Here is a 15,693-nt window from a genome sequence, read left to right as displayed (position 1 = left end):
TTAACGCTCCGTGGTTTTACGAATTTCTTTCTCGTCCATCCACTCGGCCAGACCGCTTTCTACGTCGATCAATTGCAGGCTGAATTTGTAGAAAACGTCCTTGTAGTCGCTGCTGCGCTTGACGATGGAGCTGATCGAGCCTTCCAGACGGTATTTGGCAGCGACCATGTTGCCGGTCTTGGCAACGGTGGTCTTCTTGTACAGACCGCTCTGGTTCTGCAGTTTGAGCTGATCGACCTGGTTCTGCATCTGGTTGTCGTCGCTGGCAAAACGGGCGGTGCCGCTTTTCATCAGCTGGGTCTTGATCGAGGTGGTGATCTCGCGGGTATCGATGTATTCGCTGGTCTTGTTCTTCACGTCATAGACCTGAACCACCGGACGGCCTTGCAGCGTCCCGGACTGGGCGAGCGAACGCGTCATGCTTTCGGCAATCATCTGCAGGTCGGTCGAGCCGAATTCGTTGGTGACGGTCTCGACGGCCTTGGTGTCGCCGTAGCTGATGTTCTTGCTGCCCAGGCTGGGCGAATTGTTGGCGCAGCCGGTGACCAGCAGTGCAAGGGCGGCGATGGAGCAGAAGCGTGTAAGCATTGAGGCGTTCTCCAGAACTGGGCAAAAAGGTGTGCCAATCAAGGCGTGTTGATCTCGATACGGAAATCGGTCGCACGCGGAACCGGTGCGATGGCTGGCAGCACGGTGCTTTGCGAGCCGTACAGGGTCATGCTTTTCCAGCTCTCTTCATCGGCAACCGGAAAGCCATCGTTGCCCAGCCAGGCAAAGCGGTAATACATCATCCGGTTGCGGCTGCTGGTGTTGGTCAACTGTGCCTTGACGGTCAGAAAGCCGTTTTCACGCGCGACACGCATGGCACCGACTTCGATGTTTTTGGTGTCGCCCATCGACACCACCTTGCTGGCTGCGCTGCCCGGCGCCGGGGGTGGCGGTGTTGAGCATCCCGCCAACAAGGCCAATGCCAGCAGGCCAAGAATCTTCATACGCATGGAAAATCTCCGATCAGGGTTGTTTGGCGGTTGCGATGGCTTGTGGCGCGTTCGTCGACATGACGTGGGCGGCCAGACTGCCTGCATAGACCTGGCTGCCCAGTGCGCGTAGCGGGATCACCTGATAGCGCTGATCGACGCTAACCCGCACATGCGAGCCGCCCATCGAGTTGGGCAGAATGATCTGGTGCTCGCCCTGGGTCAGGCGCAGGCGCGCGACCATTGTGTTGTCCGGCAGCGTGCGCCAGGTACGGGTGTCGGCGCCTTCGGTGACGGCCGAGGCAATGCCCACGGCCAGACCGGCCAGCGGGTTGACGTCGTTGAGCTGCTTCTGGGCAACGCCACGCGTGATGGCGCGGACCGTGGTGCGCAGGATGATGCCGGGCATGTCGTCACGCAGTGCGCGGCGGGACATGTCGGTGGTGCTGTTGAGCAGTGTCAGATTGAGCGGCTTTCCGTCCAGGGTGATCTGGTTGAAGGCGGGCGTGGAGGTGTCGGGCTTGATGACCGGGAAAGACAACGGCGTGATGACCAGATTGCCGCTGATCGGCAGCGGCAGCGGGATACGGACCGAGTCGCGGGCCGGTGCGAAACCGCTCTGCACCACGATCAGCACTTCGCTGTTGCCGTCTTTGCTGGCCGCAGCGTCGAGGTCTTTCAGCGCCTGTTCCAGCAATGGCGTATTGGGACGCAGCTCGGCTGCCTTGCGATAGCCGGGCGCTGCCAGGCCTTTCTCGCCGAGCGCTTCGTACACGAAGCCGGACAGGTAGTGGCTGAACGCACTTTGATAGCTGTTTTTCAGGCTGACGACTTCAGGTGCATCCAGTGAGGCGACCGGGTAGCCCTTGAGCTCTTTGAATTCGGTGCGCACGCCCCGGTTCTCGGCTTCCTGTTCGCTTTTCAGGTATTCCTTGTCGCGCAGCTCGGCGATGACGGCTTCACGCTCGTGGGTCTTCTTGATCTCGGTACGGGCGCCGTCGAAATCATTGCGGGCGAGGTGGTTAAGCGCCATCTGGGTGGTGAGCATGACCTTTTCGTAATCGTAGCCTTCGTAGCGACGTACTTTGTCGTTCACCAGGAAGCTGCCGAACTGGGCCAGGTATTTGTCGGTGTCGAGCTTGACCGACTCCTCCCACTTGAACACCACCAGATCAGCGGCACGCCAGGCAGTCTGACTGCCGGCGAAGTCACCCTTGGCACGCAGCAGCTCGCCTTTCTCGAAGTAATAGAGAAGGTCTTTGTCCTCACCCTTGTTGTTCTTTTCAAGGGTGCCAATGGCGGCATCGACATTGCCGCTGGCCAGTTGCTGATTGGTTTCCTTCAATTCTGTGTCGTAGCTGCGAAATGCAGAGCAGCCCGCCAGTTGAAAAGCAGAGATCAGCGCAAGCGCGGTCAGGGCACGAGAGGACATAGGCGTTCTATTCCCTAAGGGGATAGCCAGGGCGGCTATTCAAGTCCGTTTGATCAGGCAGCGTGACTGTCTGAATAGTGAGGCCGCGCGTATCTGAATGGATCCAGCGCTGCGGGCGCGGAATTATAGGCGCAGGGAATGGGATGACAATGGCTTTTTGATGTCCTACGTAGGTTTTGGATGTTTCCTACCGTTCAGTCGAGACCTACCGCACAGTTTCAGGCGTCATCCGAGCGAGCCCGCCATTCACACCTCTCTGTAAAAGTATGTAACAAAAAACTGCCCGGAGTATTGAGTAGCGTCCCGTTGACGTGAACAATGCAACGCATCGCATTCTTATTGAGATTCACCAATGCTCCCGCTTTCCCGTTTGCTTGTCCGGCTTCTGGCGCCGATGTTGACGCTGTGCAGCTTCGGCGTACTGGCTGATCCCGTCGAAGGTGCCGCTCAGGCGCTGCATGTGCTGGACTACCTGAGCGCGGACTACCCGGCGACCGTGGCAGACGGCAAAGTGATCGATGCCGCAGGCTATCAAGGGCAGGTTCAATCGCTCGATGCGCTTCAGAGCCTGATCGTTGCACTGCCGCAACGCACCGAGCGCGCTGAACTCGAGCAGGGCGCAGCTGACTTGAAGACGGCTGTCGGCAAGCGACAGGACGGCACGCTTGTGGCTCGTCAGGCCAGGCAGTTGGGCGCAAGGCTGGCGCTGGCTTATGAAGTCAGCCAGGCCCCTGCCATCACCCCTGACCCTGCCCGAGGTGCGCCGTTGTACGCGCAGCACTGCGCGGTCTGTCATGGCGATACAGGTCTCGGTGACGGCCCGGCCGGTATCGGTCTGGAGCCTGCGCCGGGCAATCTGCGCGACGCCGCGCGGATGGATCGCCTGAGCCTTTACGGCCTCTACAACACGCTGGGTCTGGGTATCGCCGGGACTGATATGCCCGCGTTCGCCGACCAGCTTGATGATCGTCAGCGCTGGGACATTGCAACCTACATTGCAAGCTTCAGCGCGCAACCCGTCGCCAGCCCGGCCAAGACGTACAACCTTGCGGACCTGACGCGTCAGACCCCGGTGGAGACCCTGGCTGCCGAAGGTCCGGACGCTGCCGCGATATTTCGCGCCCAGCGCTCTCAGCCCCCGCAGGTTCAGCGCGGCCCTGCGCAGTTGCTCGACTACACCAGCGTGACGCTGGACAAGAGTCTGGCGGCCTATCGCTCAGGTGATCGCGAGCAGGCGTATGACTTGTCTGTGGCGGCCTATCTGGAAGGTTTCGAGCTGGTCGAGAGTTCGCTGGATAACGTCGACGCGCAGGTTCGTAAAGACACTGAAAAGAGCCTGATGGCTTACCGTCAGTCCCTGCAGGACGGGTTGCCTGTCCCGCAGGCGGCGCAGAAGCTGGAAGCGGCCAAGGCGAAGCTGAAACAGTCGGCTGACTTGCTGGGCAGCGACGGTTTGAGTCTGTCACTGAGCTACATTTCAGGGCTGCTGATTCTGCTGCGCGAAGGGCTGGAAGCGATTCTGGTGCTGGCCGCAATTCTGGCGTTTCTGCGCAATACCGGCCAACAGTCTGCGGTGCGCAGCGTCAACGTCGGCTGGGGCCTGGCGCTGTTGGCGGGCCTGGCAACCTGGGCAGTGGCCGCTTATGTGATCGACGTGAGTGGTGCGCAGCGTGAGTTGCTAGAAGGCGCGACCGCACTGTTCGCCAGCGTGATGGTGCTTTGGCTGGGCGTGTGGATGCACGATCGCCGGCATGCCGCTGCCTGGCAGGATTACGTAAAAAGCAGTCTGGTCGGCGGCGGCGGGCGTTTCGGCTTCGCAGTGCTGGCGTTCTTTTCGGTCTACCGCGAGCTGTTCGAGGTCATCCTGTTTTACGAGACCCTATGGCTGCAGGCAGGTCCGGCCGGGCATAACGCCGTGCTGGCGGGCGGTGCCACAGCGTTGGTATTGCTGGTGGGGTTGGCGTGGGTCATCCTGCGCGGTTCGGCGAAACTGCCGCTGGCGCTGTTCTTCAGCATCAACGCTGCCCTGTTGTGTGCGTTGTCAGTGGTGTTTGCCGGTCACGGCGTCAAGGCGCTTCAGGAAGCCGGTATCTTCGGCACCCGACCTGTGCCGTTCTTTGAGTTCGACTGGCTGGGTATTCACGCCGATGCCTACTCGCTGGCGGCGCAGGCCATTGCGCTGGCCGCTATTGCGGTGCTGTATGGCCGCAGTCGTCTGGCGGAGAAGCGCAGGGTTGAGGTGGCTGCGCAGAGACCGGGCTGAAACAACGACGGCTGGCGGAATACACATCCCGTGGTAGGTCCCGCCCCGTCTACGACGCCGCGCTGTCGCGCAGCAAACTTCGCGGACCGGGCGGCGTTCCACTTGTCCGCGAATGCTGTGTTTCAGCCGCTGAATATTTGTCGGTTTTACCGGCCTCTTCGCGGACAAGTCCGCTCCCACGGTTTGTTTGCGCATTGTAGGAGCGGACTTGTCCGCGAATGCAGCGGTTTGGCGATTGCATCTCTGGTGGATGTACCGGCTTCTTCGCGGACAAGTCCGCTCCCACAAATGTGCAGTTATCCAATAAGGATTGCGTAGAGCGCGGAGCGCAGAAACATCAGTTTCGCATCCTCACGCATCCTGCTCCTGCGTCAGTTCCAGCACGCGATCAACCAGTTTGTTGATGCCCGATGCCGCTTCGCTGATGCTCTTTGCGACCATATAGGCCGGGGTGCTGACCAGTTTTCGTGCTTCGTCTTCCACGATCTCGGATACTTCACAGTCCTGATGCGCGCCGCCCATTCTGGTGATGGCAGCGGCTGTCTCGGGGTCGTTGCCGATGGTGCAGGTCACGCCCGGGCCATAGATCTTGGCAGCAAGGGCCGGGGTGATGCAGATCAGTCCGACCGGCTTGCCTGCCAGCGCAAAAGCCTCGGCCAGCGCCAGCAGCTCAGGGTTGACCTGGCAGGCCTGGCCCTGTTGTGCAAAGTCCGACAGGTTCTTCGCCGAGCCAAATCCGCCAGGGACAATCAACGCATCAAAGTCGTTGACGTCGGCTTCCCGAAGATCCTTCACGTCGCCGCGCGCGATGCGTGCCGACTCGACCAGCACGTTGCGGGTCTCGGGCATTTCCTCGCCCGTCAGGTGATTCACGACGTGGTGCTGGGCGATGTCCGGAGCGAAGCACTGCACCTGCGCGCCACGCTGATCCAGACGCAGCAGGGTCAGCACGCTTTCATGGATTTCCGCACCGTCGTAGACGCCGCAGCCGGACAGGATCACAGCCACTTTCTTTTGCATGATTTCGACTCCTTGGTCATGACGCATCTACCAATGGAACACATTGCGCGTCATCTGTTCAGTGTCAGGTCTTGTCGAGGCGGGATCAGTCAGGGAGTTGGCGCGTCATCCGGGCGAGGCGTTTTGGCCTGCACCCGGAGAAATAGGGAGGGGTAATCAGTCGTCGGATTTTTTCTTCAGATCGACAGGCACTTCGATCGGCATGTCCAGATCGGAAGCCGCTGAGGATGCGCAGCATTGTCTCTCTTCACGGGCCTCGCGGGCGATGCGGGCATTCTTGATACGGCGACGCAGCCACAGGCCAAGGCCCAGCAGAATCAAGGCACCCAGCACCCAGAGCTCGTATTTCTTGACGTTGCCCAGCAGGCCTTCGAGCACCGCGCCGAAATGATACGCCGCCGACCCCAGCGCCGCCGCCCAGACTGCCGCGCCGATACCGTTGAGCAGCAGGTAGCGTCCTGGCGGATAGCCGGACAAACCGATGGCCACGGGCATGACGGTTCGCAGGCCGTAAACAAAGCGGAAGCTCAGCACCCAGATGTCCGGGTGTTTGCGCACAAGCCTTAAGGCCTTGTCGCCCATAAGCTGCCAGCGAGGCTTGCGGGCCAGTAGTTTGCGGCCGTGCTTGCGCCCCATGAAATACCACAGCTGATCGCCCGCATAGCTTCCACAGAAGGCCACGAGGATGACGATGTTGAGGTCCATGTACCCACGGAAAGCCAGGAATCCGGCAAGAACCAGAATGGTCTCGCCTTCAAAGAAGGTGCCGAGGAAGAGGGCGAAGTAGCCAAACTCATTCAAGAAATTCTGGAGCATTGTCTGGATGCTGGCGAAATGAGCACGCAGCCTAACGCGCCGAAGGCAATCATGAAAGTGTCGATATGTGTCTCGACGTTAAAGATTCTTGCAACCACAATGTTCCTTTCTCTCCAGTTGAGTCGCTGCGGCCTGCAGTCGCAGGTCGAACCATGACTGTCACACATTGGTCATAATGGCGGCTTATAACTGTCGCGCTTGCCCGCGTAAGCGGGCTCAGGAGTCTCGCCGTGAGCTTTACCCCCGCTAACCGCCTGTTTCCTCTCACTCGTCTGCGCCGTAATCGCCGCGACGACTTTTCCCGTCGGCTGGTCCGCGAGAACGTTGTCACTGTCGACGACCTGATTCTTCCCGTATTTGTACTCGACGGTGAAAACCGTCGTGAAAGCATTGCCTCGATGCCTGGCGTCGAACGCCTGAGCGTAGACCTGTTGCTCAAGGAAGCCGAAAGCTGGGTGGCGCTGGGCATTCCTGCACTTGCACTGTTTCCGGTGACGCCGCCCGAAAAGAAATCCCTGGACGGTGCCGAAGCCTGGAACCCGGAAGGCATCGCGCAGCGCGCCACACGTGCGCTGCGTGACCGCTTCCCCGAGCTGGGCGTCATCACTGACGTGGCGCTGGACCCGTTCACCACGCACGGTCAGGACGGCATTCTTGATGAAGAAGGCTACGTGCAGAACGACATCACGGTCGATGCGCTGGTCAAGCAGGCGCTGTCCCATGCTGATGCCGGTGCGCAGGTGATTGCCCCGTCCGACATGATGGACGGCCGCATCCAGGCGATTCGTGAAGCGCTGGAGCTGGCTGGACACGTGAATGTGCGGATCATGGCCTATTCGGCCAAATACGCCAGTGCCTATTACGGTCCGTTCCGTGATGCGGTAGGTTCTTCGTTGAACCTGGGCAAGGCCAACAAGGCGTCCTATCAAATGGACCCGGCCAACAGCAATGAAGCGCTGCATGAAGTGGCCGCCGATCTGTCTGAAGGCGCGGACATGGTGATGGTCAAGCCGGGTATGCCGTACCTGGACATCCTTCATCGGGTCAAGGATGAGTTCAAGGTGCCGACCTTTGTGTATCAGGTCAGTGGCGAATACGCGATGCACATGGCTGCAATCCAGAATGGCTGGCTGAGTGAAGGGGTGATTCTCGAATCCCTCACCGCCTTCAAACGCGCAGGAGCTGACGGCATCCTCACTTATTTTGCCGTCCGCGCTGCTCAACTGCTGAAAGGGCAATAGCCTCACAGGAACACTCATGAATACCGAAGGACTCATCGAAGCCGCTGTTGAAGTCGATGTTCAGGAAGCTGCTCCCGTGGTTGAACCTGACATTGACGTTGTCCCGGCCATCGAGGCACCCGTTGCCGTGGTGCCTGCCATTGTCGCTCCGAACCTGGACGACAGCAGCCTGTACATCCACCGTGAGCTGTCTCAGTTGCAGTTCAACATACGGGTTCTGGAGCAGGCGCTCGATGAGTCCTATCCGTTACTGGAGCGGCTGAAGTTTCTGCTGATCTTCTCCAGCAACCTCGATGAGTTCTTCGAGATTCGTGTCGCGGGCCTCAAGAAACAGATCACCTTTGCCCGTGAGCAGGCCGGTGCCGACGGCTTGCAGCCGCATCAGGCGCTGGCCCGCATCAGCGAACTGGTTCATGGTCACGTTGACCGCCAGTACGCGATTCTCAACGATATTCTTCTGCCGGAACTGGAAAAGCACCACGTCCGCTTCATTCGTCGCCGTCACTGGACTGCCAAACTCAAGGCCTGGGTACGTCGTTATTTCCGCGACGAGATTGCGCCGATCATTACCCCGATCGGCCTGGATCCTACGCACCCGTTCCCGTTGCTGGTCAACAAGAGCCTGAACTTCATCGTTGAACTGGAAGGTATCGATGCGTTCGGTCGCGACTCGGGTCTTGCGATCATCCCGGCGCCGCGTCTGCTGCCGCGCATCATCAAGGTGCCGGAAGAGGTCTGCGGGCCTGGCGACAACTTCGTGTTCCTGTCGTCGATGATCCACGCTCACGCTGACGATCTGTTTCAGGGCATGAAGGTCAAGGGTTGCTACCAGTTCCGTCTGACCCGTAACGCCGACCTGGCGCTGGATTCGGAAGATGTGGAAGACCTTGCACGCGCACTGCGGGGCGAGCTGTTCTCGCGTCGTTATGGCGACGCGGTGCGTCTGGAGGTGGCGGACACCTGTCCCAAGCACCTGTCGGACTACCTGCTCAAGCAGTTCAACCTGAACGAGTCCGAGCTGTATCAGGTCAACGGCCCGGTGAACCTGACGCGTCTGTTCAGCATTACCGGTCTGGATAGCCATCCAGAGCTGCAATACCTGCCGTTCACGCCAGCGATTCCCAAGCTGCTGCAGAACAGCGAAAACATTTTCAGTGTGATCAGCAAGCAGGACATCCTGCTGCTGCACCCGTTCGAGTCCTTCACGCCGGTGGTCGATCTGTTGCGCCAGGCCGCGAAAGACCCGCACGTGCTGGCCGTGCGTCAGACGCTGTATCGCAGTGGCGCGAACTCGGAAATCGTCGACGCCCTGGTCGATGCGGCGCGTAACGGCAAAGAGGTCACGGCAGTGATCGAATTGCGTGCCCGTTTCGACGAAGAGTCCAACCTGCAACTGGCCAGCCGTCTTCAGGCAGCCGGTGCGGTGGTGATCTACGGTGTGGTCGGCTTCAAGACCCACGCCAAGATGATGCTGATCCTGCGCCGCGAGGCGGGCGAGATTGTGCGTTACGCGCACTTGGGCACTGGTAACTATCACGCCGGCAACGCCCGTCTGTACACCGACTACAGCCTGCTGACCTCAGACGATGCGCTGTGTGAAGACGTCGGCAAACTGTTCAGTCAGTTGATCGGCATGGGCAAGACGCTGCGCATGAAAAAGCTGCTGCACGCGCCGTTCACGCTCAAGAAAGGCATGCTCGACATGATCGCCCGCGAGACGCAGTTCGCGATCGACGGCAAGCCTGCGCACATCATCGCCAAGTTCAACTCGCTGACCGATCCGAAGATCATCCGCGCACTGTACAAAGCCAGTCAGTCAGGGGTGCGTATCGATCTGGTGGTGCGCGGCATGTGCTGCCTGCGTCCAGGTATCGCCGGGGTCTCGCACAATATTCATGTGCGCTCGATCATCGGTCGCTTCCTGGAGCACACGCGGGTGTTCTACTTCCTTAACGGCGGCGACGAGCAGATGTTCCTGTCCAGCGCCGACTGGATGGAGCGCAACCTCGACAAGCGCGTCGAGACCTGCTTCCCGGTGGAAGGCAAGAAGTTGATCCTGCGGGTGAAGAAGGAGCTGGAAAGCTACCTGACCGACAACACCCACAGCTGGCTATTGCAGTCTGACGGGCGTTACGTGCGCAGCACGCCGACCGGCAATCAGAACGCTCGAAGCGCCCAGGCGACCCTGCTGGAGCGCCTGAGCAACCCGGTCCTCAGCGTACGCTGAAGACGATGCCGACTCGGGTCAGCCACTCCGCTTCCAGCGCGAAGTCGGCCTGAGTCAGCTGGTTGTTTTCCAGCCAGCCGGTCGGGAATTCCGCATCCAGGTTCGGACCGTCCGCACGCAGCACTACACGTGGCATCTCCTGGGTGCCACGAATGTGGTGGAACAGGATCGCGAAGCGCAGCAGTACGCACAGGCGAATCAGCTTGATGCCTTCATCGCCAAACTCGGCAAACTTGTCCTTGGGAATGTTACGGCGATGCCCGCGCACCAGCAGCGCGAGCATCTGCTGGTCTTCGCGTGAGAAGCCGGCCAGGTCGGAGTGCTCGATCAGGTAAGCGCCATGCTTGTGGTAATGATAGTGGGCGATGTCCAGGCCCACTTCATGCACTTTGGCAGCCCAGCTCAGCAGCTCTGCATAGCTTTCGTGCTGCAGGTCCCAGCTCTCGGCGACCTGTTCCAGCGCGTGCAGGGCCTTGGCCTCGACGCGAGCGGCCTGTTCCATGTCAACGTGGTAACGCTCCATCAGCGACGTCAGCGTACGCTCGCGCACGTCTTCGTGATGATGGCGACCCATCAGGTCATACAGCACACCTTCTCGCAGGGCACCTTCGCAGTGATCCATGCGCTTGAGTTCGAGGGCGTCGAAGATAGCTTCCAGAATGGCCAGGCCCGCCGGGAAGATCGCGCGACGGTCGGGCTTGATGCCGTCAAAGTCGATTTTCTCGACGTCACCCAGCTTGAACAGTTTGCGCTTGAGCCAGGCCAGCCCTTCGGCGTTGACCTCGCCTGCGCCGTAGCCGTTGGCCTTGAGCGCCACACCAATCGCACGAATGGTTCCGGAGGAGCCGATGGCTTCATCCCACTTCAAGCGATGCAGCGCGTGTTCGATGCTCATGATTTCCAGGCGGGCGGCGGTGTAGGCCTGGGCGTAGCGGGCAGGTGTCACCTTGCCGTCGCGGAAGTAGCGCTGGGTGAAACTCACGCAGCCCATCTGCAGGCTTTCGCGCAGCAGAGGCTCGAAACGCTGGCCGATGATGAACTCGGTGCTGCCGCCGCCAATGTCGGCCACCAGGCGTTTGCCGGGAGTGTCTGCCAGGGTATGGGAGACGCCCAGGTAGATGAGGCGTGCTTCTTCGCGGCCGGAGATGACTTCCACCGGATGGCCCAGGATTTCTTCGGCACGGTGAATGAAATCATTGCGGTTGCGGGCTTCGCGCAGGGCATTGGTGCCCACGATACGCACGGCGCCGAGCGGCAGGCCGTTGATCAGCTGGGCGAAACGCTTGAGGCAGTCGAGGCCCCGCTGCATGGATTCTTCAGTGAGCTGGCGCTCTTCGGTGATTCCGGCTGCCAACTGCACCTTCTCGCCCAGGCGCTCAAGAATGCGAATTTCGCCCTGATTGGCTTTTGCCACAACCATATGGAAGCTGTTGGAGCCCAGGTCGATAGCGGCGATCAGTGAAAGATTCTTGGGTTTAGAGTGCGGCATGGTCTGGCAATCCCGTTCGATAACCGCGCCATCGTGCCACGATCCACCTCTGCCGCCAACGCGAAGCTGCCCAAGCGGCTGAAATACCCGGTATTAATCTGGCCCGGCGATCGTTCCTGGCCGAGCCAGACTGGCGCGCTCCTTATATCTTCGACGCTACGCTACGCTGTCGCTCGGCAGGCACGGGCTCGCGGGCGACACCGCCGCCTCTTCGGGGCTGCGCTGTGTCGCCGCTAACACGGTGCTGTGGGAGGCGGCTTGCCGGCGATGAAGTCGGCACGGTTTTTCAGAAAAATCGCGTCATCGTTCATGGCGGGCAAGCCCCTCCCAAGGGGCTCGTTTGTTCAGTGAGGCCTGTGTCTCACGCCTGTTCCACTGTCCCGATAAAGTTGGCCAGTTCCGGGGTTTTCGGGTTGGCGAACAGTTCTTTCGGATCGCCCACTTCATGCACCTTGCCCTGGTGCATGAACACCAGTTTGTCGCCCACTTCCCGGGCGAAGCGCATTTCATGGGTGACCATGATCAGCGTCATGCCATCGGCAGCCAGCTGGCGCACGACGCTGAGCACTTCGTTAACCAGCTCCGGGTCCAGCGCAGACGTGATCTCGTCGCACAGCAGCACCTTGGGCGACATCGCCAGCGCACGGGCAATCGCCACGCGTTGCTGTTGACCGCCCGACAGCCGATCCGGGAAGGCATCGAACTTCTCGCCCAGCCCGACACGTTCCAGCATCTGCCTCGCCAGCTTTGCCGCTTCGGCTTTGGGCACTTTCTGCACGACCTGCGGCGCGAGCATCACGTTTTCGCCCACGCTCAGGTGCGGAAACAGGTTGAACTGCTGGAACACCATGCCGACTTTCTGCCGCAGCGTGCGCAGATCGGCCCGCGCGGCGTCCAGGTATTCGCCATCGACTTCGATCACGCCGTCGTTGATCGACTCCAGCCCATTGAGGGTGCGCAATAGCGTGCTCTTGCCCGAGCCGCTGCGGCCGATGATCGCCACCACCTGGCCTTCTTCCACGGAAAGGTCGATGCCTTTGAGAACGTGATGGTCGCCGTAGTATTTGTGCAGGGCGGAAATTCTAAGCAGAGGCATGCAGTCTCCTTTCCAGATGGCGCGCGCAGAGCGACAACGGATAGCAGAGGATGAAATAGCCCAGGGCAACGAAGCCATAGACCATGAAAGGTTCGAACGTGGCATTGGCCAGCATGCTGCCGGTCTTGGTCAGCTCGGTGAACCCGATGATCGAGGTCACGGCTGTGCCTTTGACCACCTGCACCGAAAAGCCGACCGTTGGCGCAACAGCGATACGCAGGGCCTGAGGCAGGATCACATAACGCATCTGCTCAAACGGGGTGAGCGCCAGGCTGGCGGACGCTTCCCACTGACCTTTGGAGATTGACTCCACGCAGCCGCGCCAGATTTCCGCAAGGTAGGCACTGGTGAACAGCGTCAGGGCCAGCGCGGCGGCTGCCCATGGGGAAATATCCATCCCCATCAGCGCGACGCCGAAGAACACCAGAAACAGCTGCATCAACAGCGGGGTGCCCTGAAACAGTTCTATATATAAGCTGGCGGCTACACGCGGCCCGGATTTCTCCGAGGTGCGCATGCCCATCACCAGCAGGCCGATCAGCCCGCCACCGATGAACGCCACCAGCGACAGGGCGACGGTCCATTGCAGGCCGGTCAACAGGTTGCGCAGGATGTCCCAGAGGGTAAAGTCCATCAGCTGCTCCTCGAGATGTAGCGACGCCCGATCCAGGCCAGCAATTGCCTGATCAGCAGGGCCATGCACAGGTAGATCAGCGTGGTGACGATGTAGGTTTCGAACGAGCGGAAATTGCGCGACTGGATGAAGTTGGCAAAAAAGCTCAGCTCTTCCGTAGCGATCTGCGAACAGACCGCCGAACCGAGCATCACAATGATGATCTGGCTGCTCAGGGCGGGCCAGACCTTGCTCAAGGCTGGCACCAGCACGACATAACGGAAGGTCTCATAGCGATTCATCGCCAGGGCCGCCGAGGCTTCGAGCTGCCCTTTGGGAATCGCCTGAATGCCTGCGCGGATGATTTCCGTGGAATAGGCCCCCAGGTTGATGACCATTGCCAGCACGGCGGCCTGCCACTCCGATATCTGCATGCCCAGCGAGGGCAGGCCGAAGAAAATGAAGAACAGCTGGACCAGAAACGGCGTATTGCGGATCAACTCCACGTACACCGCAAAGATCGTCGCGAAGGGCTGGATCTTCCAGGCCCTTACAACAGCACCGACGATCCCCAGGCTGACGCCGAGCAAAGTGCCAATGGCGGTCAGTTCCAGCGTGAATAATGCGCCGCGCAACAGCAGATCAATGTTCTGCAGAACGGGCGCAAAGTCGAAGTGATAAGCCATCGGCAGACCCTGTGAATCAGAAAACGGTGATCAAAGATCGGCTGGCAGCGGCTGCTTGAGCCAGGTGGTGGACGCTTTTTCCAGCGTGCCATCGGCCTTGGCGGCATTCAGGATCTCGTTGACCCTGGCCAGCAGTTCCGGCTGCCCCTTGTTCACGCCGACGTACACAGGCGAGTCCTTGAGCTTCACTTTCAATGCTGGAATACGCTTGGGGTTGCGCTCGCTGATCGCAACCATCACCACGTTGCCGCTGGCGATCAGATCGGTCTGACCTGCGAGGTAGGCCGCGATGGTGGAGTTGTTGTCCTCGAAGCGCTTGATGGTTGCACCTTGTGGCGCGACGGCCGACAGCTCGATGTCTTCGATTGCGCCGCGGGTCACGCTGATGGTCTTGCCATTGAGGTCGGCGATTTCCTTGATCGGGGCATCAGGCGGACCGAACACAGCCAGATAGAACGGCGCGTAGGCCCGCGAGAAGTCGATGACTTTCTCGCGATCCGGGTTTTTGCCCAGGCTTGAAATCACCAGGTCGACCTTGCCGGTGGTCAGGAACGGGATGCGGTTGGTGCTGTTGACCGGCGTCAGTTCCAGCTTGACCTTCAACTTGTCGGCCAGCAGTTGTGCGGTGTCGATGTCCAGACCGCGCGGCTTCATGTCCGGGCCTACCGAACCGAACGGCGGGAAATCCTGAGGAACGGCAACTTTCAAGGTGCCGCGCGCTACGACGTCTTCCAGGCCATTGGCATGGGCTGGGGCCTGGCTCAGCATCAGGCTGGCAAACAGGGCAGTAAGCAGGGCGCTGTAACGCTTGGTCATGAGAACTCTCCGGGCGGAACGAAAGATGTTGGCTTGTCCGGTAGTGCACAGCCCATGCCACTCATCATGTTTGTGCCATAACTCAAGGTGTGCAGCGGTTTTTTGGTCTTACTGGTCTGAACAGTCAGGCAGGGGTGCGCCCTGCTTTGGCGCGCCCCAAAGCCCGGCCGCCCCAGTGCTGGGCGTCGCTTGCCGAATGTGCGCGATGACGCTAAAAGGGATTTTTACTGGACTGACTGGCCTGAACAGTGATGCCTAACACTTCGCTCGCAGTACCTGAATCGGCGCTCAGGGCAATCCGCAAGCTGATTGCCGAGCAAGGCTATAAACCCGGTGACAGCCTGCCGTCGCAACGCGATCTGGCCGTTTTGCTGGGCGTCAGCCGTGCCTCGCTGCGTGAAGCGCTGTCCTCGCTCAGTGCGCTGGGGGTCGTCAGTGTGCAGCCCGGCAAGGGCGTGTTCGTGCAATCGCTTTCTGAACCAGAACAGCGCACAGGTGGATTTTCCTGGCCTTTCGATGCTCAGGTGTCGCCAGCGGATACGTTTCAATTGCGTTATGCGCTGGAAGGCTTCGCCGCAGGTCTGGCCGCGGTGACGCTGACGGCCGACGAACGGGATGTGCTGGAAGATAACGTCGAGGCCATGCGCCTTGAATTGCGCGCCGGCGACTTCGAGGCCGCTGCGCGTCTGGATTTCGAGTTTCACCGGCACATTCTGGTGGCCAGCGGCAACCAGGCAATGCTCGGAATTGTGACCGCAGGTGCCGACATCTTCCTGGAAAGTCAGAAAATGCCGTTCATAAGGGCGGCCAGGGTCATGGAAACCTGGCAAGAGCACCGCAAGATCATCCGCGCGCTGGCCCGTCATGCCTCTGGTCCTGCGCAAAAGGCCATGCAGGAGCACATCAGAGGCGCTGCGCTGCGCACTGGCATCGTTTTCGTTTCCCCTTCGAGCTAGGGATGAGCTATAACCTGACTCATCGGCCGTCATAGCCAGACTCAATGAACCTTTGCTTCCT

14 protein-coding genes are annotated in these 15,693 nt (G+C 60.1%); 4 read left to right on the top strand and 10 right to left on the bottom strand.

The features are described 5' to 3' along the window. From lpoB to BUB69_RS22805, 3 genes are read right to left on the bottom strand one after another with little or no spacing between them, the layout of a single operon-like run. On the bottom strand, nt 1–588 hold the full coding sequence (gene lpoB, locus BUB69_RS22815) for a penicillin-binding protein activator LpoB (protein WP_073170885.1): 588 nt from the start codon (nt 586–588) through the stop codon (nt 1–3). A gap of 38 nt (nt 589–626) precedes the next feature. Next, nucleotides 627–998, bottom strand: coding sequence for a YcfL family putative periplasmic lipoprotein (locus tag BUB69_RS22810; RefSeq protein WP_073170882.1), 372 nt, complete (start codon nt 996–998; stop codon nt 627–629). 13 nt (nt 999–1,011) lie between these two features. After that, entirely contained in the window at nt 1,012–2,409 is a 1,398-nt protein-coding gene (locus BUB69_RS22805; RefSeq protein ID WP_073170878.1) for a COG3014 family protein, read from the bottom strand. 352 nt (nt 2,410–2,761) lie between these two features. Between BUB69_RS22805 and BUB69_RS22800 the strand changes: the two genes are divergently transcribed. Then, entirely contained in the window at nt 2,762–4,672 is a 1,911-nt protein-coding gene (locus BUB69_RS22800) for a cytochrome c/FTR1 family iron permease (RefSeq protein ID WP_073170873.1), read from the top strand. A 351-nt stretch (nt 4,673–5,023) separates the two neighbouring features. Here BUB69_RS22800 and elbB read toward each other — a convergent pair whose 3' ends face one another. Together elbB and BUB69_RS22790 are read right to left on the bottom strand one after the other, a co-directional pair. Next, a complete protein-coding gene (gene elbB, locus BUB69_RS22795) occupies nt 5,024–5,692 on the bottom strand; it encodes an isoprenoid biosynthesis glyoxalase ElbB (RefSeq protein WP_073170869.1) in 669 nt (222 codons plus the stop codon). Between the two features lie 156 nt (nt 5,693–5,848). After that, nucleotides 5,849–6,508 carry a DedA family protein gene (locus BUB69_RS22790; protein WP_073170865.1) on the bottom strand — a complete coding sequence of 220 codons (660 nt, stop codon included), beginning with the start codon at nt 6,506–6,508 and terminating at the stop codon, nt 5,849–5,851. 230 nt (nt 6,509–6,738) lie between these two features. On the opposite strand from BUB69_RS22790, the gene hemB reads away from it, so the two are divergent. Continuing rightward, a complete protein-coding gene (gene hemB / locus BUB69_RS22785) occupies nt 6,739–7,749 on the top strand; it encodes a porphobilinogen synthase (protein WP_073170862.1) in 1,011 nt (336 codons plus the stop codon). A 16-nt stretch (nt 7,750–7,765) separates the two neighbouring features. Then, the gene (gene ppk1 / locus BUB69_RS22780; protein ID WP_073170859.1) at nt 7,766–9,976 is read left to right on the top strand and encodes a polyphosphate kinase 1; all 2,211 of its coding nucleotides are present in this window, start codon (nt 7,766–7,768) and stop codon (nt 9,974–9,976) included. On the opposite strand, the gene ppx is transcribed toward ppk1, so the two are convergent. The 5 genes from ppx to BUB69_RS22755 all read right to left on the bottom strand — a co-directional run bounded on the left by ppx (nt 9,963) and on the right by BUB69_RS22755 (nt 14,676). Next, nucleotides 9,963–11,465 carry an exopolyphosphatase gene (gene ppx / locus BUB69_RS22775; protein WP_024695812.1) on the bottom strand — a complete coding sequence of 501 codons (1,503 nt, stop codon included), beginning with the start codon at nt 11,463–11,465 and terminating at the stop codon, nt 9,963–9,965. The two genes, ppk1 and ppx, sit on opposite strands and share 14 nt — an antisense overlap. A 361-nt stretch (nt 11,466–11,826) precedes the next feature. Beyond that, nucleotides 11,827–12,561 (bottom strand): amino acid ABC transporter ATP-binding protein, encoded by a 735-nt coding sequence (locus tag BUB69_RS22770; protein WP_073170856.1) that lies wholly within the window; start codon nt 12,559–12,561, stop codon nt 11,827–11,829. Beyond that, nucleotides 12,548–13,198: an amino acid ABC transporter permease gene (locus BUB69_RS22765; protein ID WP_032610709.1), complete on the bottom strand. Its 651-nt coding sequence runs from the start codon at nt 13,196–13,198 to the stop codon at nt 12,548–12,550. The genes BUB69_RS22770 and BUB69_RS22765 overlap by 14 nt, the downstream gene beginning before the upstream one ends. Beyond that, entirely contained in the window at nt 13,195–13,860 is a 666-nt protein-coding gene (locus tag BUB69_RS22760) for an amino acid ABC transporter permease (RefSeq protein ID WP_073170852.1), read from the bottom strand. Before BUB69_RS22760 ends, BUB69_RS22765 begins: the two co-directional genes overlap by 4 nt. 30 nt (nt 13,861–13,890) lie before the next feature. Continuing rightward, complete coding sequence (locus tag BUB69_RS22755; RefSeq protein ID WP_073170848.1) at nt 13,891–14,676, bottom strand: transporter substrate-binding domain-containing protein; 786 nt, start codon at nt 14,674–14,676, stop codon at nt 13,891–13,893. A gap of 251 nt (nt 14,677–14,927) precedes the next feature. Here BUB69_RS22755 and BUB69_RS22750 point away from each other — a divergent pair, with 251 nt between their 5' ends. After that, nucleotides 14,928–15,632 (top strand): FadR/GntR family transcriptional regulator, encoded by a 705-nt coding sequence (locus BUB69_RS22750; RefSeq protein WP_073170846.1) that lies wholly within the window; start codon nt 14,928–14,930, stop codon nt 15,630–15,632. Nucleotides 15,633–15,693 lie beyond the last annotated feature (61 nt).

Source organism: Pseudomonas asturiensis, assembly GCF_900143095.1.
In the GTDB taxonomy this organism is placed as follows: Bacteria; Pseudomonadota; Gammaproteobacteria; order Pseudomonadales; family Pseudomonadaceae; genus Aquipseudomonas; species Aquipseudomonas asturiensis.
The sequence above is the reverse complement of the archived record's forward strand: the minus strand, read 5'-3'. Positions and strand labels throughout refer to the sequence as shown.

Coding starts and splice junctions, on each gene's coding strand:
- lpoB (WP_073170885.1), bottom strand. CDS start 588: ATGCTTACACGCTTCTGCTCCATCGCCGCCCTTGCACTGCTGGTCACC.
- BUB69_RS22810 (WP_073170882.1), bottom strand. CDS start 998: ATGCGTATGAAGATTCTTGGCCTGCTGGCATTGGCCTTGTTGGCGGGA.
- BUB69_RS22805 (WP_073170878.1), bottom strand. CDS start 2,409: ATGTCCTCTCGTGCCCTGACCGCGCTTGCGCTGATCTCTGCTTTTCAA.
- BUB69_RS22800 (WP_073170873.1), top strand. CDS start 2,762: ATGCTCCCGCTTTCCCGTTTGCTTGTCCGGCTTCTGGCGCCGATGTTG.
- elbB (WP_073170869.1), bottom strand. CDS start 5,692: ATGCAAAAGAAAGTGGCTGTGATCCTGTCCGGCTGCGGCGTCTACGAC.
- BUB69_RS22790 (WP_073170865.1), bottom strand. CDS start 6,508: ATGCTCCAGAATTTCTTGAATGAGTTTGGCTACTTCGCCCTCTTCCTC.
- ppk1 (WP_073170859.1), top strand. CDS start 7,766: ATGAATACCGAAGGACTCATCGAAGCCGCTGTTGAAGTCGATGTTCAG.
- ppx (WP_024695812.1), bottom strand. CDS start 11,465: ATGCCGCACTCTAAACCCAAGAATCTTTCACTGATCGCCGCTATCGAC.
- BUB69_RS22770 (WP_073170856.1), bottom strand. CDS start 12,561: ATGCCTCTGCTTAGAATTTCCGCCCTGCACAAATACTACGGCGACCAT.
- BUB69_RS22760 (WP_073170852.1), bottom strand. CDS start 13,860: ATGGCTTATCACTTCGACTTTGCGCCCGTTCTGCAGAACATTGATCTG.
- BUB69_RS22755 (WP_073170848.1), bottom strand. CDS start 14,676: ATGACCAAGCGTTACAGCGCCCTGCTTACTGCCCTGTTTGCCAGCCTG.
- BUB69_RS22750 (WP_073170846.1), top strand. CDS start 14,928: ATGCCTAACACTTCGCTCGCAGTACCTGAATCGGCGCTCAGGGCAATC.